Here is a 24,851-nt window from a genome sequence, read left to right as displayed (position 1 = left end):
GTCGCCTGGCCGGGCCCGCCACGGCGGGTGGGCCCGGCCAGGGTGTGGCCTGGGATATGGTCAGTCGCGGGGAGCGCGGTAGCCGGTCGGCTCGGCACCCAGATCGACGATCGCCGCCACCGTGCCGCCCCCGGAAGGGCCTTGATGGACGGCCGAAACGGACACGAAGACGGCGGGGTCGCCGGTCACCGCGGCCGTGACGCCGCCGACGCAGGCCTTGATCTGCCGGTGCCAGTGCACGTCGGAGTCGTCCAGCATCGCGTTACGCCGCCCGCGCACCATGCCGTCCGCCGAGGCCTCGCACTTGAGGAACACGTTGACCAGCCGACCGTCCAGGTCGGTGTGCCTTGGGCTCTCCGGCAGGGTGAGCCCGGCGTCGCGGATGGCGTCCCAGATGCCGTCCTGATCCAGCGCGTCCCGCATCACGGAGTGGCCGATGCGGTACCGGCCGCCGACGCCCCTGGCGTTGCCGACGACCACGATCTGCGCCCTGTCCAGTTCCACACCCGAGGAGCACGATGCGACCTTGGAGTACAGGTCGCGGTTGTGCAGGACTTCCTCGTCGCTCGGCAGTTCGAGCTCACCCAGCGCCACCCCGATGCCGAGTGCGGTCGTGCCGTTGGACAGGTCCATCGACTCCAGCGTGTGCTCCGTCCACACCGACTTGCCCCGGCTCTTGGCGTCACGAATCGTGTCGATGGTCAGCAGCGGCGTCTTAGTCTGTACATAGTGGACGTCGGCGGGGTCGGTGATACCCGCGCGGGCCATGGCTTCCTTCACCCCTGCCGCGACCTTCTCGATCATGGGGCGGCGGCCGATCTCCTCGGGAAGAATCTGCTCGCTCATCGCGAACCCGACGGTCAGCCGTGGCTCGTCGGTCGGCTCGGCCTTCTCTTCGGGGACGGTGGCGAAGATCGTGGCGTGCGGGCTGATCACACCGTCGGTCCCGCCCGACCAGACGATCGGGATTTGCCGGACCTCCTCCATCGGCCGGGTGCCCTTGTCAACGAGCACCTCACGGAAGGCGCGGTCGGCGATGATGCGGGTGAAGTCGTTCACCCCGCCGTTGCCCTCGGTCTTGCCGATGATCGCGACGACGCGGTCGGCCTCGAACACCCCGTCGTCGATCAGCTTGGCCAGCTCGCTCGCGTCGGCGACCGAGTGGATCGGCACCTTGCGTACTTCGATCGCGGATGGCATGTGTGCTTCCTTCCTTGTGAGATGGTCAGGCCGAGCGCGACGCGCTCGTGGTCGCTGCCGGCACGACCTGGGTGCCGACCGTGCCGCCGACGGAATCGGCCAGCCGGTGCAGAGAGGTGATGATGCCCGTGCCTCCCGCCCGTTCGGCGAACTGGATGACCGCATCCACTTTCGGCCCCATGGAGCCGGCTGCGAACCCCTGTTCCCGCGCGATCTCGCGCAGGCGCGTGCTGGTGACCCTGCCGATCGGAGCCGCCTTCGGGGTACCCCAGTCCGTCACCACCGACTCGACGTCGGTGGCGATCACCAGCACGTTCGCTGCGATCTGCTCGGCGAGCAACGCGGCGGTGAGGTCCTTGTCGATGACGGCTTCGACCCCGTGCAGGGTGCCGTCCTCGGCCCGCACCGTGGGAATCCCGCCGCCGCCGGAGCACACGACGACGTAACCCGCGTCCAGCAATGCCTCGGCCGCGGGCATGTCGAGCGCCTTCCGTGGTCGCGGCGAGGCGACCACGCGCCGCCAACCTCGTTGCGGCACCTCGACGAACCGCTGCCCGTGCGCCATCAGCTTCTCCGCCTCGGCGCGCGTCAGGTAGCGCCCGACGGGTTTGGTGAAGGTACGCATCCCCTCGTCGCCGGGGTCAACCAGCGTGCGCGAGACCAACGCCGCGGTTCGTGCGGCAAGGCCGCGTGCCGACAGTGCCCGGTCCAGCGCGTTCATCAGCAGCATGCCGACGGTGGCCTGGGTCTGCGCCCCGCACCAGTCCAGCGGCACCGGGGCCACCACGTCGGCGGCGAGTTCGTTCTTCACCAGCAGGTTGCCCACCTGCGGCCCGTTGCCGTGGGTGAGCAGCAGCTGGTGTCCAGCGGCGACAAGATCGGCGATCGGCTCCGCCGCCTCGGTGATGGCCGCCCGCTGGTCCTCCGGGCGAGCCTGCCCGTCGGCGGCGGTCATGGCGTTGCCGCCGAGAGCGATCAGGATCCGCATGGCCTCGACACTAAGCCGCCCGCGAGCCGCGATCATTGGCAAGTTCATACAGCGACGGCGGGATTATCAGACAGAACATGCCATCGACGCACGCGGGCGTGGCCGAGACCGGAGCGAACCAGGAAAACAGGCGCCACGACGGCAAACGCCGCGCACACGCGAGCCGGTTGCGGCTTCGGTGTGCGCGGCGCGAACGGACAGCGCGGGAGGGTCAGCTCCAGTCCACCCCGGCGGTACTCTCCCCACCGCTGAGCCGCGCGTAGCCCGGGCCCCGGTCGAAGAACGCGGAACCATCGGCCTCCGCGCGCATGCGGTCACGGAGGTCACGGGTGGCGGCAGCGTCGTAGCCGACCGTGTCGTCGTCGAGCGACCCGGTGAGCACCACACCGTAGTCGGACAGTGCCGCGTCGCAGGAAACCTTGCGCCACACCACATCTCGAACGACCAGCTCGGGGTCCCGCTCCAGCGGATCACCCCAGCCGCCGCCGCCCGTGGTGCGGATCCGGATCACCTCGCCCGCCTTCACCGGCTCGGCGTCGGCCAGCGCGTCCACCTGACGTTCGTTCGGGCCGCCCGGGTCGATCGTCACCTCGAACGGCTTGCCGGCCTTGCCACCCTTGACACCCCAGCAGGCGAGGATGGACCGGTCGGCGATCGACATGAAATGACCGTCGCGCAGCATCCGGATGTGCTTCTCGTAGCCGAGCCCGCCACGGAACTTGCCGGCACCACCGGAATCGACCGCCAACGACAGCTTCTCCACCAGGAACGGGAAGCGGGATTCGGTGAACTCGGTCGGCAGGTTGCGCGAGTCGGGCACCACGTGGATGGTGTCCTCACCGTCCGCATAGGACCGGCCGCCGGAACCACCGCCAAGCACCTCCCGCATGAGGTAGGCGCGCCCGTCGTGGTCCTCGCCGTAAACACCGGTGTACCGGATGGTCTCCTGGTCGGCGGGCATGTCACCATCGACCGCCTTGGCGACCACTCCGGCGAGCACCCCGAGCAACCGCAGGATCACGAACGTCCTGGCGTTGGTCGGTGCGGGGAACACCGGGGTCAGCAAGGTACCCGGCGGCGGGAACCGCATCTCGATCAGCGGGACGATGCCCTCGTTGACGTCCAGTTCGGCCATGCGTTCCGGCGTGTCGGCCAGGTTGCGCAGGATCGGGGCGAGCCATTTCTTGAGGAACACGCCGTCGGAGTAGTCGCCGCAATGGTTGATCGGGCCCTTCGCCTGCGGTGAGGTGCCCGCGAAATCCAGGATCAGCCGCTCCCCTTCCGGATCATCGGGAGCGGTCCTGGTCAGAGTGATCCGCTGCCGGTGCAGCTTGGGCTCGTCCACGCCGTCGTGCTCGGCGTAGTCCTCCCATACCCAGGAACCGACCGGGATCTTGGACAGGATCTCGCGCCGGTAGGTCCGGGTCGTCCTGTCGATGATCGAGTCGAAGCACGCTTCCACGGTGTCGCGGCCGTAGCGGTCGAACAGCTCGCCGAGCCTGCGCGCCCCCATCAGGCACGCCGCGCACTCCGCGTCCAGGTCGGCGGCGAGCGATTCGGGCATCCGCGAGTTCCTCGTCATGATGGAAAGCGCGGCGCGGTTGGGCTCGCCCTGTTCCCACAACCGGATCGGCGGCACCATCAGCCCTTCCTCGAACACGCTCGTCGCCTGGCTCGGCATCGAGCCGGGCACCGAGCCTCCGATGTCGTCGTGATGGCCGAACGCCTGCACGAACGCCACGACCTCCGGTCCGGAACCGGCGTCGTGGAACACCGGCACGGTCACACACAGGTCGGGAAGATGCCCGATGCCACCCTCCGACCGGTAGACGTCGTTGTGGAAGAACACATCGCCCGGCTTCATCTCCTCCAGCGGGAAATCCCGCGCCACCGGGTGGACCAGCGCACTGTAGGAGCGGCCGGTCAGCTTGCGCAACAACCGATCGTGGATGCCTGCCCGGAAGTCGTGCGCGTCGCGGATCATCGGGCTGCGTGAGGTCCGCGCGATGGCGGTCTCCACCTCCATCTCGACCGATGCGAGGCTGCCCTGCACGATCTCGACCAGCACCGGGTCGGCGCTCGCGCCCGCATCCGCTGTCAGCATCCCGAACGGGAACCGCGTCGGCGCCCTGCGGCTGTCGGTTGTCGTATTCATGCCTGCCCCTCCCGGGTCACGATGATGTTGAAGTACTCGTCGATGCGGGCCGTGAAGCCGGGATGCAGCGGCACCGTGGCGCCGAATTCCTCCACGACCGCGGGGCCGGTGACGACCTGGCCCGGTTGAAGGTCCGGCCGCCAGTAGACCGGGGTGTCGAGGTATCCCTGCTCCGCGTCGAAGCACACCCCTCGCCGCGACCGTTCCACCGGCACGCCGGGGTCGGCGGCGACCTCCTGCTTCACCAGCGTGGGCCGCCTGATGGCGCCGATCCCGGAGACGCGCAGATTGACCCACTCGACCTGCTGGCTGTCGTCGTCGGCGAAGTCGTACCCGTACAGCGCTCGATGCTCGGCGTGGAAGCGGGTGGCGACCTCGTCGATCAGCGCGTCGTCGATGGGCCCCTGCGGGACGGGGACCCGGACCTCGAAGGCCTGGCCGAAGTACCGCACGTCCGCGAACCGGAGGAACCGGTGCTCGGACTCGGCGAAGCCCTCCTTGGTCAGTGCCATCCGAGCCTGCTCGGTCAGCTCGGCGTACACAGTGGACAGATCGCTGGGGGTGAGCGCGTCCTGAAGGCGAACGTGGGTACGCACGTAGTCGTTCTTCACGTCCACGGTGAGCAGGCCGAACGCCGACACGTTGCCGGGGTTCGGCGGGACGAGCACCGAGGGCAGGCCGAGAATGTCCACGAGCCTGCACAGCAGCAACGAACCCGAGCCGCCGAACGTGGTGAGGGTGAAGTCACGGACGTCGAGACCGCGTTTGACGGTAATCTGCCGCAGCGCGTTGGCCTGGTTCCACGCGGAGATCTCCAGCACGCCGGTGGCACAGGCCTCCACGGTGAGCCCCAGCTTGTCCGCCAATGCCCGAAGCCCCGCGCGAGCGGCCTCGACGTCGAGCGGGATCTCACCGCCGAGCAGGTGGGCGGGAATGCGGCCGAGCACCACGTGGGCGTCCGTGATCGTGACGTCGGTGCCGCCCTTGAGATAGCACAGCGGGCCCGGGTCCGCGCCCGCGGAGTGCGGTCCCACCTTGAGGTTGCCCTCGGGCGCCAGCCAGGCGATCGAGCCGCCGCCCGCGCCGACGGTGGCCACGTCGATCATCGGGATCTTGCAGGGATACACGCCGACGCTGCCCTCGGTGGTCAGGCTCGGCTCACCGTCGATGACGACCGAGACGTCGGTGGAGGTGCCACCCCCGTCGCAGGTGACCACCTTGTCGAAGCCCGCGGTACGCGCGATGAGCGCCGCGCCGAGCGCGCCGGCAGCCGGGCCGGACAGCACTGTGGTGATCGGCTGGTGCACCACCTCGTCGGCGCTGAGCACGCCGCCGTTGGACTTCATCACGTACAGCGGCGGACCGGACTGGCCCTCGGCAGCGGCGTACGCGTCCAGCCTGGTCTTGATGTTGTTGACGTATCGCGACAGTTTCGGCTTCACGGCCGCGTCCACGAGCGTGGTCATCGACCGCTCGTACTCGCGGTACTCGCGCAACACCTCCGACGACACCGACACCACCGCCTCGGGGTACTCCTCGGCGAGAACGGCGCGCATCCGTTCCTCGTGCTCCGGGTTGGCGTAGGCGTGCAGGAAACACACACCGATCGCCTCGATCCCCCTCGACCGGAACCAGCGAGCGACCTCTCGGGCCTCGGCTTCGTCGAAGGGGCGCAGTTCCGCGCCGGTGTGGTCGAGCCTGCCCGGCACCGAACGCACGAGGTGCCGCGGGACGATCCGGTCCGGCTTGACCCAGAAGTACGAGTTTCCGTACCCGTCGGGCACGCTTTGCCTCGCGATCTCCAGGATCGCCTCGTAGCCTTCGTTGGTGACGAAGCCCAGCTTCTCCACTTTGCCTTCGAGCAGTTGATTGGTGGCCACCGTGGTGCCGTGGCTGACGGCGCTGATCGCCGCGCCCTGCCGCGACCGGTCCAGGTGCTCGAAGCCACCCAGCATGGCCAGCACCTTCTCGATGCCCGTCATGAAGCCGTCGGCAGGGTTGTCCGGTGTGGAGGGTGTCTTGGTGGTGGTCAACCGGCCGGTGGACTCGTCGAAGGCCACGACGTCGGTGAAGGTGCCTCCGGTATCCATCCCGATGCGGATGCGGCGCTGCTCGCTCATGTCGCCGATTCAAGCCTGTCCCGGGACATCAGGACCATGGCACATTCTCCCAGCGCGACAGCGCTCCATTGGCATACCCTGCCGAACATCGCGGGTTCGCTCCCACCAGGGCTGGCTTCCGGCCGTCACCTGTGCTACCGGCCCGGTTCCCGGGAGGCAGTCCCATTGTGGCCAGGGCGAAGCAGCGCCTGACTAGAACGACGTGCGCCGCCACCCGATGTTGTTCGGGCGGCGGCGCACGTCGTCAGCCTTCGCTACCCCCGGCACCTTCGGCCGGTCAGCGACCCCGCGATGACCCCCAGCAGCATCAGACCGGCACCGAGGGCGACCCCCTTGAGGAAGGAGTCCGAATCCCCTGCGGGTCTCGCCTGCACGGGAGCGGTGAACACAGTGGACTCCACGGGAGCGCCCTGCCGTGCTTCGGCGGCCTGCACCGGCGCCGCAGCCTGCTCGGTTCCGGTGAGCACACCATCCACGGCGTCGAAGAACTCACCCGCCAGCCGCTTGCTCACCGAGGTCAGCATCCGCTGCCCCACCCCGCCGATCATCCCGCCGACCACCGCGTCGGCGTCGTAGGACAGCGACGTCGTGCCGTCCTCGTTCTCCCCGAACACCACCTTGACATTCGCGGTGATCGTGCCCGGTGCGCCCTCGCCCTGAGCGGACAGCACCAGCGACCGATGCGGGTCGAGGTCACGCAGGGTACAGGTCCCGCCGTAGGTGCCCTTGATCGACGCCACCCCGGCGGTGACGGTCATCGAGTAGGAATTCTCCCCTGTCGTCTCCAGCCGCTCGCACCCCGGAATGGTACGGACCAGTACCGCCGGGTCCAGTAACGCGTCCCAGACCTGCTTCACCGGCGCGTTCAGGGTGGCTTCTCCGGCAATCCTCATGGCGAAATACGTCCTTCCTCGTGACGAAGACGAAGGTGATAGAGCTGTGACGGCGAGATCGGCATCGAGGTGATCGGCACCCCTTCGGCGTCCTCGATCGCGGAGGCGAACACCGCCGCACACGGGATCACGCCTGCCTCGCCCGCGCCCTTGATGCCGAGCGGGTTCAGCGGTGAGGGGGTTTCCAAATGATCGATGTCGATCGTTTCGGGGACCTCGGTGACGAACGGCATGAGGAAATCCATGAACGACGCGTTGAGCAACTGGCCGGAGGCGTCGTATTCCATCCGCTCGTACAGCGCGCCGCCCACCCCCTGCGCGACACCGCCGTGGATCTGCCCCTCCACGATCATCGGGTTGATGAGGGTGCCGCAGTCGTGCACCACCGCGTAGCGCAGGATGCGGATCTCGGCCGTGTCGGGATCGGTTTCCACGACGGCGGCATGCATACCGTTGGCGAACGTGGATCGTGGCGGCGAGTAGAAGTCGGTTCCCTCAAGGCCGGGCTGGTCGTCCTCGGCGACCGGCGGCTGATCCGCTTTGCCTACGGAGAACTGGGTCGCCGCCTTGGAAGCCTCGTCGAAGGCATACCGCAGGGGGTTGGACAACACGGCCACGGTGCCGAGGTCCATCCGCGAGTTCGGTGCGCCCTTGACCCGCACCTGCCCATCGACGATCTCCAGGTCGTCAACCGATGCCTCGAGCGCGTCCGCCGCGATGCGTAACGCCTTGGCCTTCACCTTGCGCGCCGTCAGCGCCACGGCCGACCCGCTCATCACCGCCGCTCGGGAGGCGAACGTGCCCACCGCGTAGGGCATACGACGGGTGTCGCCGGTGACCACCTCGACATCCTCGAACGCCACCCCGAGTTCGTCGGCGACGATCTGTGCGAACGCGGTCTGATGCCCCTGGCCCTGCGAGGTCAGTCCGATGGCGACCTTGACCTTGCCCGAGGTCTCCACCTGGATGTGTGCCCCCTCGTAGGGGCCGACACCGGTGCCCTCGACGTAACAGGCGAGCCCGATGCCCACCTTGCGTCCCATGGCGCGCAGTTCGTCCCGCATGGTTTCGAACTCGTCCCAGCCGATGAGCTTCTTCAGTTTCTCCAGCGAAGCGGGGTAATCACCGGAGTCGTAGATCAGCGGCCGACCGTCCTGAAAGGTCAGTCCGTGGTCGTAGGGGAACTCGTCGGGCTGGATGAAGTTTACGGCGCGCACCTCGGTCCGGTCCTTGCCGAGGTGTGCCGCGATAGCGTCCATCGTCCGCTCCATCACGTACACGCCCTGCGGCCGTCCCGCCCCCCGGTACGGCGTCACCACCACCGTGTTGGTGTAGAGGCTTTCGAAGATCACCCGGTAGTTGTGCGGTTTGTAGGGGCCGAGCAGCTGCGTGGAGGTGATGATCGGCACGATCAACCCGTACGGCGTGTAGGCGCCGTGGTCGTGCCAGAACCGCACCGACAGCCCCCGCAGCCGTCCTTCGTCGTCGAAACCGACCTCGACCTCGTGATGCTGGCCGCGCTCGTGTGCCGACGAGATGAAGTGCTCGCGCCGGTCCTCGGTGAACTTCACCGGCTGCCCCAGCGCCATCGCCGCCATCGGCACCAGCAGTTCCTCCGGCCAGGGATGCAGGATCTTGACCCCGAAGCCGCCCCCGACGTCGGGCGTGATCACCTCGACCCGCACCAGGTCGAGCTGCAGTTTCGCGGCGATCGCCGCCCGCACTCCCGTGGACGTCTGGGTCGAACTCCACACCTGGAGCCTGCCCGAGTCGGTGTCCCAGCGGGCCACGGTCCCGCGCCCCTCCAGCGGCATCGAGGCGCTGCGCTCGATGTCGAGTTCGAGGGTGAGCCGGTGCGGGGCCGACGCGATCGCGGCGTCGGCGTCACCGACCGACTGCTCCATCCTCGCGGCGACGTTGCCCGGCACGTCCGGATGCACCAGGCGCTCGGCGGCGCGTGCGGCCTCGATACCGACCACCGGTGGCAACGGCTCATAGGTGACCCTGATCCGGGACACGGCGTCCTCGGCGATGTAGCGATCCCGCGCGACGACGAACGCGATCGCCTCGCCGACGTGGTTCACCTCGTCCTTGGCCAGTGCGTACTGGGCCCGGCCGTGGGTGAGTGCCGGGTGCGGGATGAGCACGGGAAGCGGTTCGGCCATCGGGCCGACCAGATCGTCGTAGGTGTACACCGCCACGACGCCATCGAGGTCGAGCACCGGCTCCACGTCGATGTCGAGGATCCGAGCGTGTGCGTGCGGGCTGCGCAGCACGGCGGCTTCCAGCGCACCGGGCAGCAGGTCGTCCACGTACTGGCCCTTGCCCGTCACCAACCGGTCGTCCTCGACCCTGCGGACCTTCTCCCCCATCATCTGCGTCGTCACGCTGGCTCCTCTCCTCCCTCGCCGGTGTGCTCGGCCAGTTCGGCGGCCCGCACCACCGCGGCGACGATGTTCTGGTAGCCCGTGCAGCGGCACAGGTTCCCGGCGATCATTTCCCTGGCCTCGTCCCGTGTCGGCCGGGGATTGCTCGCCAGTCCCGCCGTGATCGTGGTGAGAAAGCCCGGCGTGCAGAATCCGCACTGCAGCCCGTGACACTCCTTGAACGCTCGCTGCACCGGACCGAGTGAGCCGTCCGGTTCGGCCAGCCCCTCCACCGTGGTGATCTCGTAGTCCTGCGCGGAGACCGCGAGCAGCAGGCACGACCGCATCGGCTTGCCATCGACAAGGACGGTGCACGCGCCGCACACACCGTGTTCGCAGCCGACATGGGTGCCGGTGAGTCGCAGGTCGTGCCGCAAGGCGTCACTGAGGAGCCTGCGCGCCGGCACCGACAGCCGCCTGGTCACCCCGTTGACGTGCAGCGAGATGTCGTAGGTCTGTTCGCTCACTGGACCACCTCCGCTTGCCTGGCCCGGGAATCGTCATACGCGGCACGCACCACGCGCCGGGTCAGCACCCGGGCGAGTTGGCTTCGGTAGTCGGCGGTGGCGTGTATGTCGTCCACCGGGTCCAGCGAGTCCAGCGCCAGCTCTGCCGCATCGGCCAGCGCCCGGTCGGTCATCTCGCCCGCGCCGAAGACGTCGGACAGCTCCACGACGGTCGGCACCTCGCACACCGAGAGATAGCCCGCGCGCACCGACGTCACCCGGCCGTCCGGCGTCGAGGACACGACGGCGGCCACCCCGCAGAGCGCGTAGTCCCCGTGTCTGCGCGCGACCTCGTCGCAGGCGACACCGTCCGAAGCGGACAGTGCGGGGAAGAACGCTTCGGTGACCAGTTCGTCGTGGCGCACGGTGGACTCCAACGGCCCTGCGAACAACTCGTCGGCGGGAATCGTGCGGCTGCCCCGCGTGGACCGCGCCGTGACGTGTCCACCGAGCAGGCGCAGCACGGCAGGCATCTCCGCTGCGGCGTCGGCGTGCACGATCGAACCCACGGTGGTGCCCCTGTTACGGATGGCCGGGTGCGCGACCAGCCGCAGCGCCTTGGCGAGCAGCGGCTGCACGCGCCGTGCCTGCGGATGCGCCTCGACCTCGGCGTGTCTGGCCACCGCGCCGACCCGCACCCCCGCACTGTCCGCGGTGATCCGGGACAGCGCGTCGATGGCGTTGATGTCGATGAGCAGCGCGGGCGACGCCAGCCGCATGGACAGCAGCGGGACGAGACTCTGCCCGCCGGCGAGGACCTTGGCGTCGGGGTTCGCTGCCAGCAGGTCCAGCGCCTGCGCCAGTGAGGTGGGGCGGGCGAACGCGAACGGTGCCGGTTTCACTTCGGTTCCACCGGCGCGTCCGCCGTGTCCGCCGCGAGTCGCTCGCTGCGCCCCTTGACCAGGTGGAAGTACACGATCACCAGGATGGTGCCGAGCGCGATCCCGCCGAGTTCGAAGTTCTCGGAGAAGGTCAGGCTGACGCCGCCGATCCCGGCGATGAGGCCGGCGGCCAGCCCGATGAGGTTGACCGGGTTTCCGAAGTCCACGCGGTTCTCGACCCAGATCTTCACGCCGACCAGACCGATCATCCCGTAGAGCACGAGGGTGATCCCGCCGAGCACACCACCAGGGGTCGCGTTGACAATCGCGCCGAACTTCGGCGAAAGCCCGAGCACGATCGCGACCCCGGCCGCCGCGTAGTAGGCGGCGGTGGAGTACACGCGGGTGGTGCCCATGACGCCGATGTTCTCCGCGTAGGTGGTGGTCGGCGAACCACCGAACGAACTGGCCAGTGCCGTGGCGAGTCCGTCGGCAGCGATCGCCCTTCCCATGTAGGGGTCGAGGTCGTCACCCGTCATCTGCGCGACCGCCTTGACATGGCCCGCGTTCTCGGCGATCAGCGCGATCACGCCGGGCAGCACCAGCAGCACGAACGTGAGGGAGAACGACGGCGCGTGAAGCACCGCGACGCCGTCGGCCAGCTGGCCGCTCGGCAGTCCGAACCAGTCCGCTTCCGCCACCTGCTCCCAGGAGACGCGGTCGTGCGCGACGGCCTCGCCGTCGCTGGTGGGCAGCACCGAGGTGATCGGCCCGAACGTGAGGTCCGCGAGCCAGGACACGAGGTAGCCGAACACGAGCGCGAGGAACACGGCGATGCGCGACCAGAACCCGGGCAGCAGCACCGCCGCCAGCACCATAAAGGTGGCGGTCAGCAACGCGACCCACTGGTCTTGATGCCAGTAGACGTCGGCGACCACCGGCGCGAGGTTGAAGCCGATGAGCATGATCACCGCGCCGGTGACCGCGGGCGGCAACACCTTATGCAGGATCCGTGCCCCTCCGAAGTGGATCAGCAGGCCCACGGCCGCGAGCACCAGACCGCCCACCAGGATCGCTCCGGTGACGTCGGCGGAATCACCGCCCTGCGACCGGATCGCCGCGACAGCGGCCACGAACGACGCGCTGGTTCCCAGATAGCTCGGCACCCGGTTCTGCACGATCAGCAGGAACATGATCGTGCAGATACCGGAGAACATGATCGCGAGATTGGGGTCGAGACCCATCACGACCGGGAACACGAACGTGGCGCCGAACATGGCCACGACGTGCTGGGCGCCGAGGCCCAGGGTTCGCCCCCAGCTGAGCCGTTCCATCGGCCCCACAGCAGCACCCGGTGGCGGCGCCTTCCCGCCGTGGACGACTTTCCAATCGAACATGGATCTGGTCACGACTTCTCCTACAGCTGCACGGTGGCCTGGGATTTTGGTGCCTGACGCTAATGCTGTAGATCACACTGCGGCATTAGCCACATCTGCCGAACGAGCCGCCGTGTCACTGGCACACCTTGCTCGCCGAGCCCGAGGCGCGGGTCAGCGCACCGCGCCGGAGCCGCGATCCAGGTCGAGCACCTGGAGCGCGACCGCGGCGTTGAGGCGCAGTAGCGGGTCCGTGGTGAACGGACCGAGCATCGCCTGCAGTTTGCTGATGCGGTAACGCATCGTGTTGTAGTGGAAGAACTGTTTGCGTGCCGCCTCGGCCACGTTGAGATTGTTGTCGAGCAGCACCTGCAACGTCACGCGCAGATCAGCCGCTTCCGAGGTGTCGGCGGCGAGTTCACCGAGCACGTCGAGAGCGAACTCGCGCAACTCGCGCGGGTCCGGCACCAAGGCGATGAGCCGGTGCAGCCCGAGATCGTCGAACCACGTGGTACAGCGCCCTCCGCTGATGCGCCGTCCCACCTGGATCGCCCGCCGCGCCTGGTTGTACGCGGTGGACAGTTCCGACACCGACGACACCACGCGGCTGACCCCGACGGAGAACGGTCGCCGCCCGCCGCCTCGGTCGCCCGCCACGGACGCGACCAGCTGGTCCACCGCGTCACGGGGCGAGTCACCCGCCACGGACGCGGGCAGCAGGCTCACCACCTCGGTGGAGAAGTCCACGGTGGAGATCGACCGGTCCCACGACGCGCACACCGTGCGCCACGCGGCCGCGAACCGCTCGTGCCACTGTCGGCGGGTGTTGTCGAATACCGGCTCCTCTCCGGGCTCCACCGGATCCATCTCGGCGGACAGCACGGCCATCGGCCGATCCAGTTCCCAGCCGAACGTGCGGGCATGTTCGACGACGAACGTCTCGTCGCCCGCGCGACCCAGGAACACGTCCCGAAGGAAGTCACCGCGATACTTGTTCTCCACCACCGCCACCGCCTGCTGGCGGGTCAGCAACAGCGCGACGATGATCGCGGTGCGCTCCAGCGCCTGCACGTCGTCGTAGCCGAGAGCGCGCTCGGGGCTGACGCACACCAGCCGTGCCAGATCGGTGCCTCCCGCGGGCACCGGCAGCACCCTGGCCTGTCCGTCCCCGACCGGATGCGGCCCCGCTCTGAGCCGTTCGACCCGGACGCGTCCTGAGGAGTCGATCAGGTCGAGGTCGATGAGCCGTGTCCGCAGTTCCTCGTCGAGCGCTCCGCCCCATTCCCGTCCATCGGTGGAGGTGACCACGATGCCGACACCGAGCACCCGCGCCACCTCGGCACTGATCCGGTCCAGGTCCGCGCCGTGCAACACCAGTTGGGACAGTGTGGTGTGCAGGGTGTCGGCACGGGCCAGCGCATCGGCGTGGCGGTGTCCCAGCTGCGCGAACGCCTGCGCGATGAGGTCGTCGAAGGCCAGTTCCCTCGGCAGGCCCAGCACGGGGAAGCCGAGTTCGTCGGCGACAGCGAGCGCCTCGGCGGGGATGCTGTCGAGGTAGCGGCCGAGTTTGACGCCGATTCCGGCGAGGTTGTTCGCGTGCAGACCTGGCATCAGGTCGGCGAGCACAGCGGCCGGATCACTGTCGCCTGCCGCCAGGGGGTACCCGGTGGTCACCAACAGTTCCTGTGGCTTCACCCAGTCCAGCACATCCGGGACCTCCATGACGTTGACCGCGGACACCGGGCGATCGAGCCCTGCGGCCCCGGCGAGCACGATGGTCCCGTCCAGGCAACCCAGCGTGAGGAATTCCCGCAGCGGCAGGAAGTAGCGGCGCATTGGCATCTCCTGCCGTTGATCAACGCGAACGTTGGCAAGACTCACCATTCGGGGTACCGTACCGAACGACTAGCGTCCGAGGAATGCTCGCGCCGCATCACATTTCGGCCACGAACCGGGTCCGCGCCGCCGCCACGGGCCGGGTCCGTGACGTGGTCTCGGGCCGGGTCCGCACGGCCGTCGTCGTGCACGTCGGCCGCGACGCGATCTACCTCGACGTCGGCGGCTTCTGCCTCGGCGTGCTCACGAAGTCCGCCAGCGCGGTCCCCTGTGGACTCCACACCACGCTGCCTTCGCTGACCGACGCCCTCGGCGCCGGCACGCGAACAGTCCCCGGCTCAACCGCGCGCGTGGGCGGCGGAGCACTCCTGCTCGACGGCACGGACGTGGTTGTCGGCAGGCTGATCGACGCGTCGGTGCCCGCCCTGCCCGCAGCGTCGGCACAGCGGGCACGGCGAGAGCTGTCCGGAAGACTCAGGCGGTTACCGGACGTGTGCCGGGAGTTGCCTGACGTCGCGCTGAAGCTGCTCGGCGACGGCCACGAAAGCGCCGTGCCGCTGCTGCTGGGGCGTGGTGGCGGGTTGACGCCGCTCGGCGACGACGTGCTGTGCGGCTGGCTCGCCACGGTCGCCGCCGCCGCGCGCGGTGGCCACCACGTGGAGAAATCGCGCGCTGTCGCGGGCGCGGTGACCGCGCTGGCGGCACGGCACACCACCGCGCTCTCGGCCACTCTGCTCGACTGCGCCGCCCGGGGTGAAGCACTGCCGCAGTTCCGGCGTCTGGTGCGAGACCTCGCCTCGGGCGACGACCCCGGCTCGTCCGTGAGCGCGCTGCTCGCGGTCGGCCACACCTCCGGCTCCGGCATGGCGCTCGGTGTGTCCCTCGCTCTCGACCTCCTCGTCCGTTCCCCCACCGAAAGGACCCTGGTGTGACCGGTGTTGCCCACGTCGAGCTGCGCACAGGCGCGTACGCCGACTCCGTGACCTTGCTTCAGGTGAGCCGCACTGTCGCCGCGCTGCCCGGGGTGATCGCAGCGCAGGTGGTGATGGCGACACCCCTCAACGTCGAGGTGCTCGCCTCGATGGACTTCCGGATACCTGCGGCGGTGTCACCCAACGACATGGTGGTGGCGCTGCGGCTGGAGGACGAGAGCGTGCGGCAGGAGGCGTTGGCCGCCGTGGATTCGGCGCTGGCGGCTTCCCGCAGCGGTGGCGACAGCGCCGAGCGGGTCGCCGCCGCACCGCGCACGACGCGGTCAGCGTTGTCCCGGTCCGGCGCCGAACTGGCGCTGGTGTCGGTGCCGGGCCAACACGCGTTCGTCGAGGCGATGGACGCCCTCGACGCGGGCCGTGACGTGCTGGTCTTCAGCGACAACGTGCCGCTGGAGCAGGAGCTGGTCCTCAAACGCACCGCCACGGAGCGGGGACTGCTGGTGATGGGGCCGGACTGCGGCACAGCGCTGGTCGGCGGGGTCGGTCTCGGCTTCGCCAACACCACCCGCCCCGGCCCGGTGGGGATGGTCGCCGCCTCGGGGACCGGCTGCCAGCAACTGCTGTGCCTGCTCGACGCCGCGGGTGTCGGCGTCGGAGCCGCACTCGGCGTCGGTGGCCGCGATCTCGGCGAGCAGGTCGGCGGACTGTCCACAATGGCCGCGTTGCGCCGGTTGGACGCCGACCCGGCGGTGGAGCTGATCGTGGTGGTCTCGAAGCCGCCCGCTCCCCGGGTGGCCGACGCGGTGCGCCGGTTCGCCGACGAGTTGACCACGCCGGTGCTGCTGGCCCTCCTGGCGCCCGGCGAGCCGGACCTGACCGGTGCCGCCGAGGCCGTGCTGGCGGCGCTCGGCCGGCCTGCGCCACGTTGGCCACGCTGGGGCGGGCGGTCCGCCCCGGCGGGAGGCCGATACCTGCGCGGCCTTTTCGCCGGTGGCACGCTGTGTGACGAGGCGATGCTCATCGCAGCCGAGACACTCGGCCCCATCCGCAGCAACATCCCGCTCGACCCGGCGCTGGCACTCGACGGCGTTTCGATCCCCGAGGACCACAGCATGCTCGACTTCGGTGAAGACTCCCTCACCAAGGCCAGGGCACACCCGATGATCGACCCGACCCTGCGGCTCGACCATCTCGCCAAGGTCGCCGCCGATCCGGACACCGCCGTGGTGCTTGTGGACGTGGTGCTCGGTCACGGCGCCGAACCCGACCCCGCAGCCACGCTCGCACCAGCCATCGCGGCGGCGCGGCAGCAGCGTCAGGTGCCGATCGTCGTCACCTGTGTGGGCACCGAATCCGATCCGCAGGGACTGCACTCGCAGGCGGGCGCGCTGGCCGAAGCGGGTGCCGAGGTCTTTCTGTCCAATGCCGACGCCACCCGGCGCGCGGTCGAACTGGTCACCGGAGGTATTCGATGAACCGACCCAGCGACGCCCCCACCTCGGTCACCACCGCCGGAGCCGAACTCTTCGCCACCGCATTGACGAGCCAGGCCGTCGAGGTGTCGCACGTGGACTGGCGTCCTCCCATGCCGGGAACGGAGAACGACCTGGCCACGGTCATGGCCGACCCGCTGCGCCACGCCGCGAATCAGCGTGCCGCACAGGCGATGCTCGACGTGCGGGCGATGCTGGTGGACGTGGTTCCCGCCGCCGAGGCACTCGGCCTCGAACGCGGCCACTTCCTGCACGCCGGACCACCGATCACCTGGGACCGCACCTCGGGACCGCTGCGCGGCGCGCTGCTCGGGGCGGCCGCGCTGGAGGGGATCGTGCCCGACCCCGCCGACGCCGCAACGCTCTTCGAGACAGGCGGACTGACCTTCGAACCGTGCCACCACCGCAGCGCGGTAGGGCCGATGGCGGGTGTGGTCTCGCCATCGATGTGGATGTTCGTCGTGGAGGACCCGGATTCGGGACGGCGCACCTACTGCTCGCTCAACGAGGGACTCGGCAAGGTGTTGCGGTACGGCGCCTACGCGCCCGACGTGCTCGAGCGGTTGCGCTGGATGTCCAACGTGCTGGGACCGTCGCTGCGCGACGCCGTGCGCGCGACCGGCCCGATCGACATCACCGGCATTCTCACGCAGATGGTGCAGATGGGCGACGAGGCGCACAACCGCAACCGGGCGGGCACTCTGATGCTGCTGCGTGACCTCTCCCCCGCGCTGGTGTCCTCGGGGCATCCGGCCACGGACGTGTCCGACGTGCTGCGGTTCATCGGCGGCAACGACCACTTCTTCCTGAACCTCGCCATGCCTGCCTGCAAGCTCGCGCTGGACGCCGCGCGAGACATCGAGGGTTCCACCATGGTGGTCGCGATGGCCCGCAACGGCACCGATTTCGGCATCCAGGTGTCGGGCACCGGCGACGAGTGGTTCACCGGACCGGCGCAGCTCGCCGACGGGCTGTTCATCGGCGACTTCGGCCCCGAGGACGCCAACCCGGACATCGGGGACTCCGCGATCACCGAGACCGCGGGTCTCGGCGGCTTCTCCATGGCCACCGCACCACCCATCGTGCGGTTCGTCGGTGGCACCGTGCCCGAGGCGCTGGCCACCACACAACGCATGTACGAGATCACCCTCGCCGAGAACCCGCGCTGGAGCATCCCGATTCTGGAGTTCCGGGGCGCGCCGACGGGTATCGACGTCTCCCTCGTCTGCCGCACCGGAATCCTGCCGCAGATCAACACCGGAATGGCGGGTAAGGAACCCGGTGTCGGTCAGGTCGGCGCCGGACTGGTGAAGCCTCCTGCGGAGATCTTCCCCGCCGCGCTGGCCGCGCTCGCGCAGCGGGCTCGCGCGCGGGTGGGCGAGCCGGGCATGCCGACAGGCAAGATCGGGGCGTGACGCGACGGGCGTGACCGGCGCCCACCGCGTCACGCCCGATCTCTGGGGAAGGAGCCCGCGATGCCCGACAGTGTCACCGAAGCCGCCGACGTCGTTGACGTCGTCGATGCCTGGATGCAGCAACCCAACGACCGCTTCATGCGGCAGCCGTGGCTGGAAACCCTGGTGCGCTGGACCGGGATGGACAGGCACGCCCCTCCGGTGCGGGACACGATCGCGGCGATGGACCGGGCCGGGGTGTCCTGCGGCCTGCTCTCGGCGTGGCACGGGCCGACCGGACCCCTGATCTCCAACGACGAGGTGGCCGCCGTCGTCGCGAGCCACCCGGACCGTTTTCGCGGCGTGGCAGCGGTGGATCTGACCGACCCGATGGGTGCGGTGCGGGAGATCCGCCGCTGCGTGCGGGAACTCGGTTTCGTCGCGGTCCGGGTCGTGCCCTGGTTGTGGAATCTGCCGCCCAACGACCGCAGGTACTACCCGGTCTACGTGGCCTGCGCCGAACTCGGGGTGCCGTTCTGCACCCAGATCGGGCACACCGGGCCGCTGTGCCCGTCCGAGCCGGGACGGCCCATTCCCTACCTGGACGAGGTTCTGCTCGACTTTCCGGAGTTGGTGGTGGTCGGCGGACACGTCGGCTACCCGTGGATTCACGAGGTCCTGTCGCTGGCCACGAAGTACCCCAACTTCTACATCGACACCTCCGCCTACGCGGTGCACCGGCTCCCCGCTGAACTGGTCGAGTTCCTGCGGGGAAGGGGCCGCGAGAGGGTGCTCTTCGGCAGCAACTACCCGATGATCACCGCGGCCGACTGCCTGCGCAGGCTCGACGAACTAGGCCTCGACGACGAGGCGAAGGGCCTGTTCCTCAGCGGCAACGCACGGCGGGTGTTCGCCTTGAGCGGGTAGGCGATCCGGCTCGGTCGGTGCGGAATCGCCGCCCGGTGCCTGCGCCCCAGACCACGTGGCAAAACAAAAAAAGCCCCTGACCAGCGGTTTCCCGCCGATCAGGGGCTTTTCTACGACCGTCGGGCTGACAGGATTTGAACCTGCGACCCCTTGACCCCCAGTCAAGTGCGCTACCAAACTGCGCCACAGCCCGGCCATCACCACCGTCGCGGTGATGGCAGTCAGCTTACCGCCCCCTCGGAACGCGCCGCACGGGGGGTGCCGTCGTCGATCACGACGCGGCCACACCCAGTTTGCGCGCGAGGTCCGGGGCTTCGGCTGTGCCCTCGCGCAGCGCGTCCGCCCGCAGCGCCTGCCACATGTCGCGTGGCGCGTCCTCCCAGTTCAGCGGCCCGAACGGGGGCCTGGGGTCGTACTCGATGCCGAACTGGATCGTGCGCGCGACGTCCTCCCCTGCCAGCGTGGCGGCCAGGTGGAGGGCCGCGTCGATGCCCGCCGCCACTCCCGCCGCCGTGAACGCCTTGCCGTCGCTCACCCAGCGTTTCGCCACCGGCTTCGCCCCGAATTTTTCCAGCAGGTCGAGGAACGCCCAGTGCGTCGTGGCCTCGTACCCTTCGAGTAGGCTCGCCGCCGCCAGCACCAGCGAACCCGTGCACACCGACGCCAGCACCTCGGCCGTCTCGCCCGCCCTGCGCAGGTAGGCGAGCAGCCGCTCGTCCGACATCGCCTCGATCGTCGGCTCCAGCCCGCCGGGGACGACGACGGCGAACGGCTCCGGGACCTCGTCGAATGTGTGGCTCGCCGCGATCCGCAGCGGGGTATCCGACGACACGAGCCCCGTGTGCTCGCCGACCAGCACCGTGCGGAACTCGTCGGGCAGCAGCGCCGACAGCGGGTCGAGCACCGTCAGAGGGCCGACGAGGTCGAGGGCGGTGAGACCGGGATACGTCACGAAAGCGATCGTCTTCATACGGCCACGATCACCGCGTGCGGCCCGGTGAGGGAGCGCGATGTCCGGAACCGACCGCCCCCTGTCCGTTGCGCGCCGCTGCTAGCGTCGTCGCATGCGCCGCGTCGTCCTCGTCGCCTACGACAACGCCCAGCTGCTGGACATCTCCTGCACCGCGGACGTCTTCGACGGCGCCAACCGGCTGGGCGGTGAACCCGGTTACGAGGTCACGCTCGCCACCGTGGATGGTGGCCCCGTGCGCTGCTCCGGTGGGCTCACACTCGCCGCCCACGCCCGGCTCGACCAAGTCAGAGGAAGCGTCGATACCGTCGTGGTGGCCGGCGGGCTCGGCCACGAGGCCGCGGCCTGCGACACCCGGCTCACCGCACACCTCCGCAGGATCGCCACCGACGCCAGGCGCGTCGCCTCGGTGTGCACGGGGGCGACGGTGCTCGCCGCAGCCGGGCTCCTGCGAGGGCGGCGCGCCACCACCCACTGGCGATGGGCGGCACGGCTCGCCGACCGCGCGCCCGACGTGACCGTGGACCCCGCGCCGCTGTTCGTCAGGGACGGCAACGTCTACACGTCAGCAGGCGTCACGAGTGCCCTCGACCTCGCGCTGGCGTTCGTGGAGGCGGACCACGGCGCCTCCGTGGCGCGGGACGTCGCCCGCTACCTCGTCGTCTACCTGCAACGACCCGGCAATCAGGCCCAGGTCAGCATGTTCCTCACCGCACCGCCGCCCGGCAACGGGCCGCTGCGGGACCTCGTGGCCCACATCCGCGCGCACCCCGACGGTGACCTGGGCACCGCGTCACTCGCCGCCCGCGCCGGTGTGAGCCCGCGGCACCTCACCCGCCTTTTCACCACGCATCTCGGCGCGACCCCCAGCCGCTACGTCAGGGCGGTGCGTGTCGAGCAGGCCGCACGTCTGCTGTCCACGAGCGACCTTCCGCTGACGGCGGTGGCGCGGCGCTGCGGGTTCGGTTCCGCCCACACGCTCCGGCAGGCGTTTCTCGCGCACTACGCCACCGCCCCCTCGGCATATCGCAGGATGCTTCGCGGCTCTCCCGGCAGCGGGGATGTGTCCGATGTGCTCACTGGGCTCGGACGTGATGCCGTGGCAGCCCCTGGCGTGAGCGAACTCGTGTGACGCTGACCGCCCATTCACCACGTCGCCGAGGGATCGGCGACGATGGCAGCCGTGGTCGCTGGATATCGAAGGGACGTGCTGCTGGCCATCGCGGCAGGCGGCGCGCTCGGCAGCCTCGCCCGCTACGGGATGGCCGAACTGTTCGCTCACCCTCCCGGCGAGTTCGCCGTGTCCACGCTGCTGACGAACGTTCTCGGCTGCCTCGGACTCGGCACGTTGATGGCGTTCGTCGAGCACGGACGGCTGCCGCTGCTGCTGCGGCCGTTTCTGGGCATCGGGTTCTTCGGCGGATTCACGACGATGTCGGCGTTCGCGCTCGACACCGTGGAGGCGGTGCGGCACGGGAACGCCGGTGTGGCCGTGGCCTATGTCGCCGGGTCCCTCGCCGCGTCTCTCGTGGCCGTGGCAGCCGGGTTCGTCGGCACCGGGAGGCGGCTGCGGCGAGCGGGCCGGGGAGGCAGGTCGTGACCGTTCTGCTGGTCCTGCTGGGCGGGGCGGCCGGAGCGACACTGCGTTACCTGCTCGACACGCAGGTGCGCCACCGGCAGCGCTCCCATTTCCCGTGGAGCACGGTGAGTGTCAACATGCTCGGCAGCGCCGTCCTCGGCGTCCTCACCGGCGCGACACTGACCGGCGCGGCGGGAAGCGCGAGCCACGCCGCCGTGGCGGTGGGGCTGTGCGGGGCGCTCACCACGTTCTCCACGTTCAGCTACGAGACACTGCGGCTGTTCCTCGACGGCGGGCGCTGGACGGCTGCGGCGAACGTGGCCGTGACGACAGCATCGGCTCTGCTGGCGGTGGCCGGCGGTGTCGCGATCGGCGAGCTCCTCGGCTAGTTTTCAACGAGGGGGGAATTCTTGCCCGAGAGGAGAAAACGATGGCGTTGCCTCGCACGCTGGCGAGATTCAACCGGGTCGCCGCAAACCGTGCGCTCCGGCTCGTGGCACCGTGGATACCGGGGTTGGGGGTGCTGAACCACGTCGGACGCCGATCCGGCCGCCACTACTCCACACCTGTCGCCGTCTTCCGCACCGGCGAACCGGGCTACGCCATCACGATCGTGTACGGGAAGGAGTCCGACTGGGTGCGCAACGTCCTCGCGGCAAGACACTGCGAACTCCGCACACGTGGCCGCACCGTGCGCCCGCGCGGGGCCAGGCTCGTCCACGACGAGACCTGCTCCGCCGCTCCGCGCGCCCTGCGCCGCCCGATGGCCGCGCTCGGTCTTTCGGACTTCGTCTACCTCGACGAAACAGCCTGACAAACAGCCTGACACCGCACCAGGGGTCCGCGCCGGTCAGCGGACCCCTGTCCAGCACCTCCCGACACGCGTACGAGAAGTACCAGCACACGTGCACAAACTGCGGACACGCGCGCGAGAAGTGCGGACACGAGTGCACAGACTGCCAACACTCGTGCGACAAGTGCGGACACGGTGCGGGTGGGTCAGCCTCCTGCTTCGACGCCGAGTTGCCGCTTCAGCCAGCGCACCTGCGTCAGCATGAGGTTCTCGGCGACCTCCTCGGCCTGCGGCGTCATGTGCGTGGCGCCGACGAGCGGAAGGAACACGTGCTCGCGGCCCGCGGCGAGGAGCTCGCCCGACAGCCGCAGCGCGTGCGCGACGAACACGTTGTCGTCGGCGAGACCGTGCACGATCATCAGCGGCCTGCTCAGCGACGGCGCGTCGGCGATCAGCGAGTTGCGCTCGTAGACGTCGGGGACCTCGTCGGGGTGCCCGAGGTACCGCTCGGTGTAGGCGGTGTCGTAGAGGGACCAATCGGTCACCGGGGCCCCTGCGACGGCGGCGTGGAACACGTCGGGCCTGCGCAGCACCGCCAGCGCCGAAAGATACCCGCCGTACGACCAGCCCCTGATGGCCACGCGGCTGAGGTCGAGCAGGCCGGGATACCGCTCGGCGGCGGCGTGCAGGGCGTCCACCTGGTCAGCCAGCGTCACGTCGGCGAACGAGTGGTGGATCTCCTTCTCCCAGGCGTTCCCCCTGCCCGGCGTGCCCCTGCCGTCGGCCACCAGAACGGCGAAACCCTGGTCGGCGAGCCACTGCGGGGTGAGGAAGGCGTTGCGGCTCTGGAGTACCCGCTGCGCGTGCGGGCCGCCGTAGGGGTCGAGCAGCACCGGCAGAGACTCGCCGCCGTCGCCCACCTCGCGCCCCGTCGGCAGCAGCAGCGCCGCCCGCAACTTACGCTCGCCGAGGGTCAGCCACACCGGGCGCGGTTCCAGCCCCGGGTCCATCGGGAACGAGGCGATGTCGGCGACGTGCTCGCCGTCGCGCAGCACCGACACCGCAGGGCCGCTGTGGGAGAGGCTCCAACTGGACAGCACGGTCACCTCGGCCGTGCCCGCACCGATGTGCACGCCATCCACTCCGGACAGACGCTGCACACTGCCGCCGCTGGTGCGGTACACGTGGATCTGCGTCGGGTCGCCCTCCGAGCCGGAGAACAGCACCTCGGCGCCCACGTCGAGCACCGACCGCACCTGCAATCCCCTCGGCGTCACCGGCTCGCCGTCGATGAGGAGGCGATAGGTGTCGTCGCGAACTGCCACGTGCACGAGCCTGCCGTCGGTGGTCCACGCCGGCACGCCCGTGACGACCTCGACCCAGCGCTGGTCCGTCTCGCTGTGCAGCAGCCGCGCCGAACCGTCACGCGGGTCGAGCGCGTAGACATCGATGCGCCGCTGGTCGCGCGGGGCGACCGCGACGAGCGGGTCGCCGGAGGCCGACCAGTGCGCGGACACGAGGTACTCCCAGTCGCCCCGCTCGACATCGACCCTGCTGCCGTCGAGGCCGATGAACGACAGCGACACCACCGCGTTGGTGGTTCCCGCAGCCGGATACGCCGTCGTGGTGGCGGGAGTGCCGGGGTTGGCGGGATCGGCGATGGTCCACGTCGGCACCCGCGAGCGGTCGGTGCGCTGCACCAGCAGGCTCTGGCCGTCGGGCGACCACCAGTAGCCGCGCGTCCTGCTCAGTTCCTCCGCGGCGATGAACTCGGCGAGGCCCCAGGTGACGTCGGGGCCCTCGTCCTCGGTGAGAACGCGATCGGCACCCGTGCCGAGGTCCACGACGCGCAGCCTGCGGTCGCTGACGTAGGCCACGTGACTGCCGACGGGGTCGGGCCTCGGATCGACCACGGCCGCGTCCACCAGCAGGCGGGGTTCACCGCCGTCGAGCCGTGCCGTGAACAGCTTGCCCGACAGCGGGAAGGCCACGACGCTCAGCGCGTCGTCCGCCGCGTAGCCGACCACGCCGCCCGAGGTCTCCCTCGCCCGCTCGCGGCGAGCGCGTTCCTCGGCAGGCAGCTCCTCCTCTCCCGGCACCAAGGCGGCGGGATCCACGACCGTGGACTCCTCGCCGGTGCGCACATCGAGGCAGAGCAGGCTGTTGCGGGGGTCGGTCGCCGACCGCGACCGCAGGAACAGCACCCGGTCACCGTCTCCTCCGACGAGGAAATTCTTCGGTGTTCCGAGCGTGAACCGCTGGGTCCTGGCCTGGCGGCGAAGGAATGAGAGATCGTCCGTCACGAGGTCCCACTGTCGCAGACGCCACACCGGCGAGGCCAGTCGCCGCCCCCATCCGTGATCTTCACGTGCGTGCGCAACGATCCGTGTCCACTCAGGCCGGAATTCGCAACGAACGACGGCAGCCGGCAATGTTTCCCGG

General features: G+C 69.6%; 20 protein-coding genes and 1 tRNA gene. 8 read left to right on the top strand and 13 right to left on the bottom strand.

Translation table 11 applies throughout. The features are described 5' to 3' along the window. Positions 1-60: 60 nt before the first annotated feature. The 10 genes from bar to SACXIDRAFT_RS18635 all read right to left on the bottom strand — a co-directional run bounded on the left by bar (position 61) and on the right by SACXIDRAFT_RS18635 (position 14,321). Positions 61-1,200: a barbiturase gene (gene bar, locus SACXIDRAFT_RS18680; RefSeq protein WP_006240220.1), complete on the bottom strand. Its 1,140-nt coding sequence runs from the start codon at positions 1,198-1,200 to the stop codon at positions 61-63. A 25-nt stretch (positions 1,201-1,225) separates the two neighbouring features. After that, positions 1,226-2,188 (bottom strand): carbamate kinase, encoded by a 963-nt coding sequence (locus SACXIDRAFT_RS18675; RefSeq protein WP_040922274.1) that lies wholly within the window; start codon positions 2,186-2,188, stop codon positions 1,226-1,228. Between the two features lie 211 nt (positions 2,189-2,399). Further along, on the bottom strand, positions 2,400-4,343 hold the full coding sequence (locus tag SACXIDRAFT_RS18670; protein WP_006240217.1) for a hydantoinase B/oxoprolinase family protein: 1,944 nt from the start codon (positions 4,341-4,343) through the stop codon (positions 2,400-2,402). Then, the gene (locus SACXIDRAFT_RS18665; protein ID WP_006240216.1) at positions 4,340-6,463 is read right to left on the bottom strand and encodes a hydantoinase/oxoprolinase family protein; all 2,124 of its coding nucleotides are present in this window, start codon (positions 6,461-6,463) and stop codon (positions 4,340-4,342) included. The genes SACXIDRAFT_RS18670 and SACXIDRAFT_RS18665 overlap by 4 nt, the downstream gene beginning before the upstream one ends. A gap of 254 nt (positions 6,464-6,717) precedes the next feature. Continuing rightward, on the bottom strand, positions 6,718-7,356 hold the full coding sequence (locus tag SACXIDRAFT_RS18660) for an SRPBCC family protein (protein ID WP_006240215.1): 639 nt from the start codon (positions 7,354-7,356) through the stop codon (positions 6,718-6,720). Beyond that, positions 7,353-9,743 carry an aerobic carbon-monoxide dehydrogenase large subunit gene (gene cutA, locus SACXIDRAFT_RS18655; RefSeq protein WP_006240214.1) on the bottom strand — a complete coding sequence of 797 codons (2,391 nt, stop codon included), beginning with the start codon at positions 9,741-9,743 and terminating at the stop codon, positions 7,353-7,355. Before cutA ends, SACXIDRAFT_RS18660 begins: the two co-directional genes overlap by 4 nt. Next, positions 9,740-10,249 (bottom strand): (2Fe-2S)-binding protein, encoded by a 510-nt coding sequence (locus SACXIDRAFT_RS18650; protein WP_006240212.1) that lies wholly within the window; start codon positions 10,247-10,249, stop codon positions 9,740-9,742. The genes cutA and SACXIDRAFT_RS18650 overlap by 4 nt, the downstream gene beginning before the upstream one ends. Further along, complete coding sequence (locus SACXIDRAFT_RS18645; protein ID WP_006240211.1) at positions 10,246-11,130, bottom strand: FAD binding domain-containing protein; 885 nt, start codon at positions 11,128-11,130, stop codon at positions 10,246-10,248. The genes SACXIDRAFT_RS18650 and SACXIDRAFT_RS18645 overlap by 4 nt, the downstream gene beginning before the upstream one ends. After that, a complete protein-coding gene (locus SACXIDRAFT_RS18640) occupies positions 11,127-12,518 on the bottom strand; it encodes a uracil-xanthine permease family protein (protein WP_006240210.1) in 1,392 nt (463 codons plus the stop codon). Before SACXIDRAFT_RS18640 ends, SACXIDRAFT_RS18645 begins: the two co-directional genes overlap by 4 nt. A gap of 141 nt (positions 12,519-12,659) precedes the next feature. Then, positions 12,660-14,321: a PucR family transcriptional regulator gene (locus SACXIDRAFT_RS18635; RefSeq protein ID WP_006240209.1), complete on the bottom strand. Its 1,662-nt coding sequence runs from the start codon at positions 14,319-14,321 to the stop codon at positions 12,660-12,662. Between the two features lie 83 nt (positions 14,322-14,404). On the opposite strand from SACXIDRAFT_RS18635, the gene SACXIDRAFT_RS18630 reads away from it, so the two are divergent. From SACXIDRAFT_RS18630 to SACXIDRAFT_RS18615, 4 genes are read left to right on the top strand one after another with little or no spacing between them, the layout of a single operon-like run. Next, positions 14,405-15,253: an oxamate carbamoyltransferase subunit AllH family protein gene (locus SACXIDRAFT_RS18630; RefSeq protein WP_006240207.1), complete on the top strand. Its 849-nt coding sequence runs from the start codon at positions 14,405-14,407 to the stop codon at positions 15,251-15,253. Beyond that, positions 15,250-16,728: an AllF/FdrA family protein gene (locus SACXIDRAFT_RS23370; protein ID WP_006240206.1), complete on the top strand. Its 1,479-nt coding sequence runs from the start codon at positions 15,250-15,252 to the stop codon at positions 16,726-16,728. Before SACXIDRAFT_RS18630 ends, SACXIDRAFT_RS23370 begins: the two co-directional genes overlap by 4 nt. Further along, positions 16,725-18,161 (top strand): YlbE family protein, encoded by a 1,437-nt coding sequence (locus tag SACXIDRAFT_RS23365; RefSeq protein WP_006240205.1) that lies wholly within the window; start codon positions 16,725-16,727, stop codon positions 18,159-18,161. The genes SACXIDRAFT_RS23370 and SACXIDRAFT_RS23365 overlap by 4 nt, the downstream gene beginning before the upstream one ends. Positions 18,162-18,221: 60 nt before the next feature. Then, positions 18,222-19,067: an amidohydrolase family protein gene (locus tag SACXIDRAFT_RS18615; protein WP_006240204.1), complete on the top strand. Its 846-nt coding sequence runs from the start codon at positions 18,222-18,224 to the stop codon at positions 19,065-19,067. Positions 19,068-19,186: 119 nt separating this feature from the next. Here SACXIDRAFT_RS18615 and SACXIDRAFT_RS18610 read toward each other — a convergent pair. Then, positions 19,187-19,260: transfer RNA gene (locus SACXIDRAFT_RS18610), tRNA-Pro, on the bottom strand. A 78-nt stretch (positions 19,261-19,338) separates the two neighbouring features. Beyond that, entirely contained in the window at positions 19,339-20,037 is a 699-nt protein-coding gene (locus SACXIDRAFT_RS18605) for a DJ-1/PfpI family protein (protein WP_006240203.1), read from the bottom strand. Positions 20,038-20,131: 94 nt separating this feature from the next. On the opposite strand from SACXIDRAFT_RS18605, the gene SACXIDRAFT_RS18600 reads away from it, so the two are divergent. The 4 genes from SACXIDRAFT_RS18600 to SACXIDRAFT_RS18585 are packed head-to-tail and all read left to right on the top strand — an operon-like array spanning position 20,132 to position 22,430. After that, positions 20,132-21,169 (top strand): GlxA family transcriptional regulator, encoded by a 1,038-nt coding sequence (locus SACXIDRAFT_RS18600; protein ID WP_006240202.1) that lies wholly within the window; start codon positions 20,132-20,134, stop codon positions 21,167-21,169. Between the two features lie 42 nt (positions 21,170-21,211). Beyond that, positions 21,212-21,637 carry a FluC/FEX family fluoride channel gene (locus tag SACXIDRAFT_RS18595; RefSeq protein ID WP_006240201.1) on the top strand — a complete coding sequence of 142 codons (426 nt, stop codon included), beginning with the start codon at positions 21,212-21,214 and terminating at the stop codon, positions 21,635-21,637. Beyond that, on the top strand, positions 21,634-22,005 hold the full coding sequence (locus tag SACXIDRAFT_RS18590; protein WP_006240199.1) for a fluoride efflux transporter FluC: 372 nt from the start codon (positions 21,634-21,636) through the stop codon (positions 22,003-22,005). Before SACXIDRAFT_RS18595 ends, SACXIDRAFT_RS18590 begins: the two co-directional genes overlap by 4 nt. Before the next feature lie 41 nt (positions 22,006-22,046). Then, complete coding sequence (locus SACXIDRAFT_RS18585; RefSeq protein ID WP_006240198.1) at positions 22,047-22,430, top strand: nitroreductase family deazaflavin-dependent oxidoreductase; 384 nt, start codon at positions 22,047-22,049, stop codon at positions 22,428-22,430. A 185-nt stretch (positions 22,431-22,615) separates the two neighbouring features. On the opposite strand, the gene SACXIDRAFT_RS18580 is transcribed toward SACXIDRAFT_RS18585, so the two are convergent. After that, a complete protein-coding gene (locus SACXIDRAFT_RS18580) occupies positions 22,616-24,712 on the bottom strand; it encodes a S9 family peptidase (protein WP_040922777.1) in 2,097 nt (698 codons plus the stop codon). Positions 24,713-24,851: the final 139 nt, after the last annotated feature.

Origin of the sequence: Saccharomonospora xinjiangensis XJ-54 (genome assembly GCF_000258175.1) — a bacterium.
Classification (GTDB): domain Bacteria; phylum Actinomycetota; class Actinomycetes; order Mycobacteriales; family Pseudonocardiaceae; genus Saccharomonospora; species Saccharomonospora xinjiangensis.
This window is presented reverse-complemented; position numbering and strand designations above follow the sequence as displayed.

Excerpts from the sequence above, each read along its gene's own strand:
- SACXIDRAFT_RS18615 (WP_006240204.1), top strand. The coding sequence starts at position 18,222 with ATGCCCGACAGTGTCACCGAAGCCGCCGACGTCGTTGACGTCGTCGAT.
- SACXIDRAFT_RS18665 (WP_006240216.1), bottom strand. The coding sequence starts at position 6,463 with ATGAGCGAGCAGCGCCGCATCCGCATCGGGATGGATACCGGAGGCACC.
- bar (WP_006240220.1), bottom strand. The coding sequence starts at position 1,200 with ATGCCATCCGCGATCGAAGTACGCAAGGTGCCGATCCACTCGGTCGCC.
- SACXIDRAFT_RS18660 (WP_006240215.1), bottom strand. The coding sequence starts at position 7,356 with ATGAGGATTGCCGGAGAAGCCACCCTGAACGCGCCGGTGAAGCAGGTC.
- SACXIDRAFT_RS18605 (WP_006240203.1), bottom strand. The coding sequence starts at position 20,037 with ATGAAGACGATCGCTTTCGTGACGTATCCCGGTCTCACCGCCCTCGAC.
- SACXIDRAFT_RS23365 (WP_006240205.1), top strand. The coding sequence starts at position 16,725 with ATGAACCGACCCAGCGACGCCCCCACCTCGGTCACCACCGCCGGAGCC.
- SACXIDRAFT_RS18630 (WP_006240207.1), top strand. The coding sequence starts at position 14,405 with ATGCTCGCGCCGCATCACATTTCGGCCACGAACCGGGTCCGCGCCGCC.
- SACXIDRAFT_RS18585 (WP_006240198.1), top strand. The coding sequence starts at position 22,047 with ATGGCGTTGCCTCGCACGCTGGCGAGATTCAACCGGGTCGCCGCAAAC.
- SACXIDRAFT_RS18670 (WP_006240217.1), bottom strand. The coding sequence starts at position 4,343 with ATGAATACGACAACCGACAGCCGCAGGGCGCCGACGCGGTTCCCGTTC.
- SACXIDRAFT_RS18595 (WP_006240201.1), top strand. The coding sequence starts at position 21,212 with ATGGCAGCCGTGGTCGCTGGATATCGAAGGGACGTGCTGCTGGCCATC.
- SACXIDRAFT_RS18635 (WP_006240209.1), bottom strand. The coding sequence starts at position 14,321 with ATGCGCCGCTACTTCCTGCCGCTGCGGGAATTCCTCACGCTGGGTTGC.
- SACXIDRAFT_RS18675 (WP_040922274.1), bottom strand. The coding sequence starts at position 2,188 with ATGCGGATCCTGATCGCTCTCGGCGGCAACGCCATGACCGCCGCCGAC.
- SACXIDRAFT_RS18600 (WP_006240202.1), top strand. The coding sequence starts at position 20,132 with ATGCGCCGCGTCGTCCTCGTCGCCTACGACAACGCCCAGCTGCTGGAC.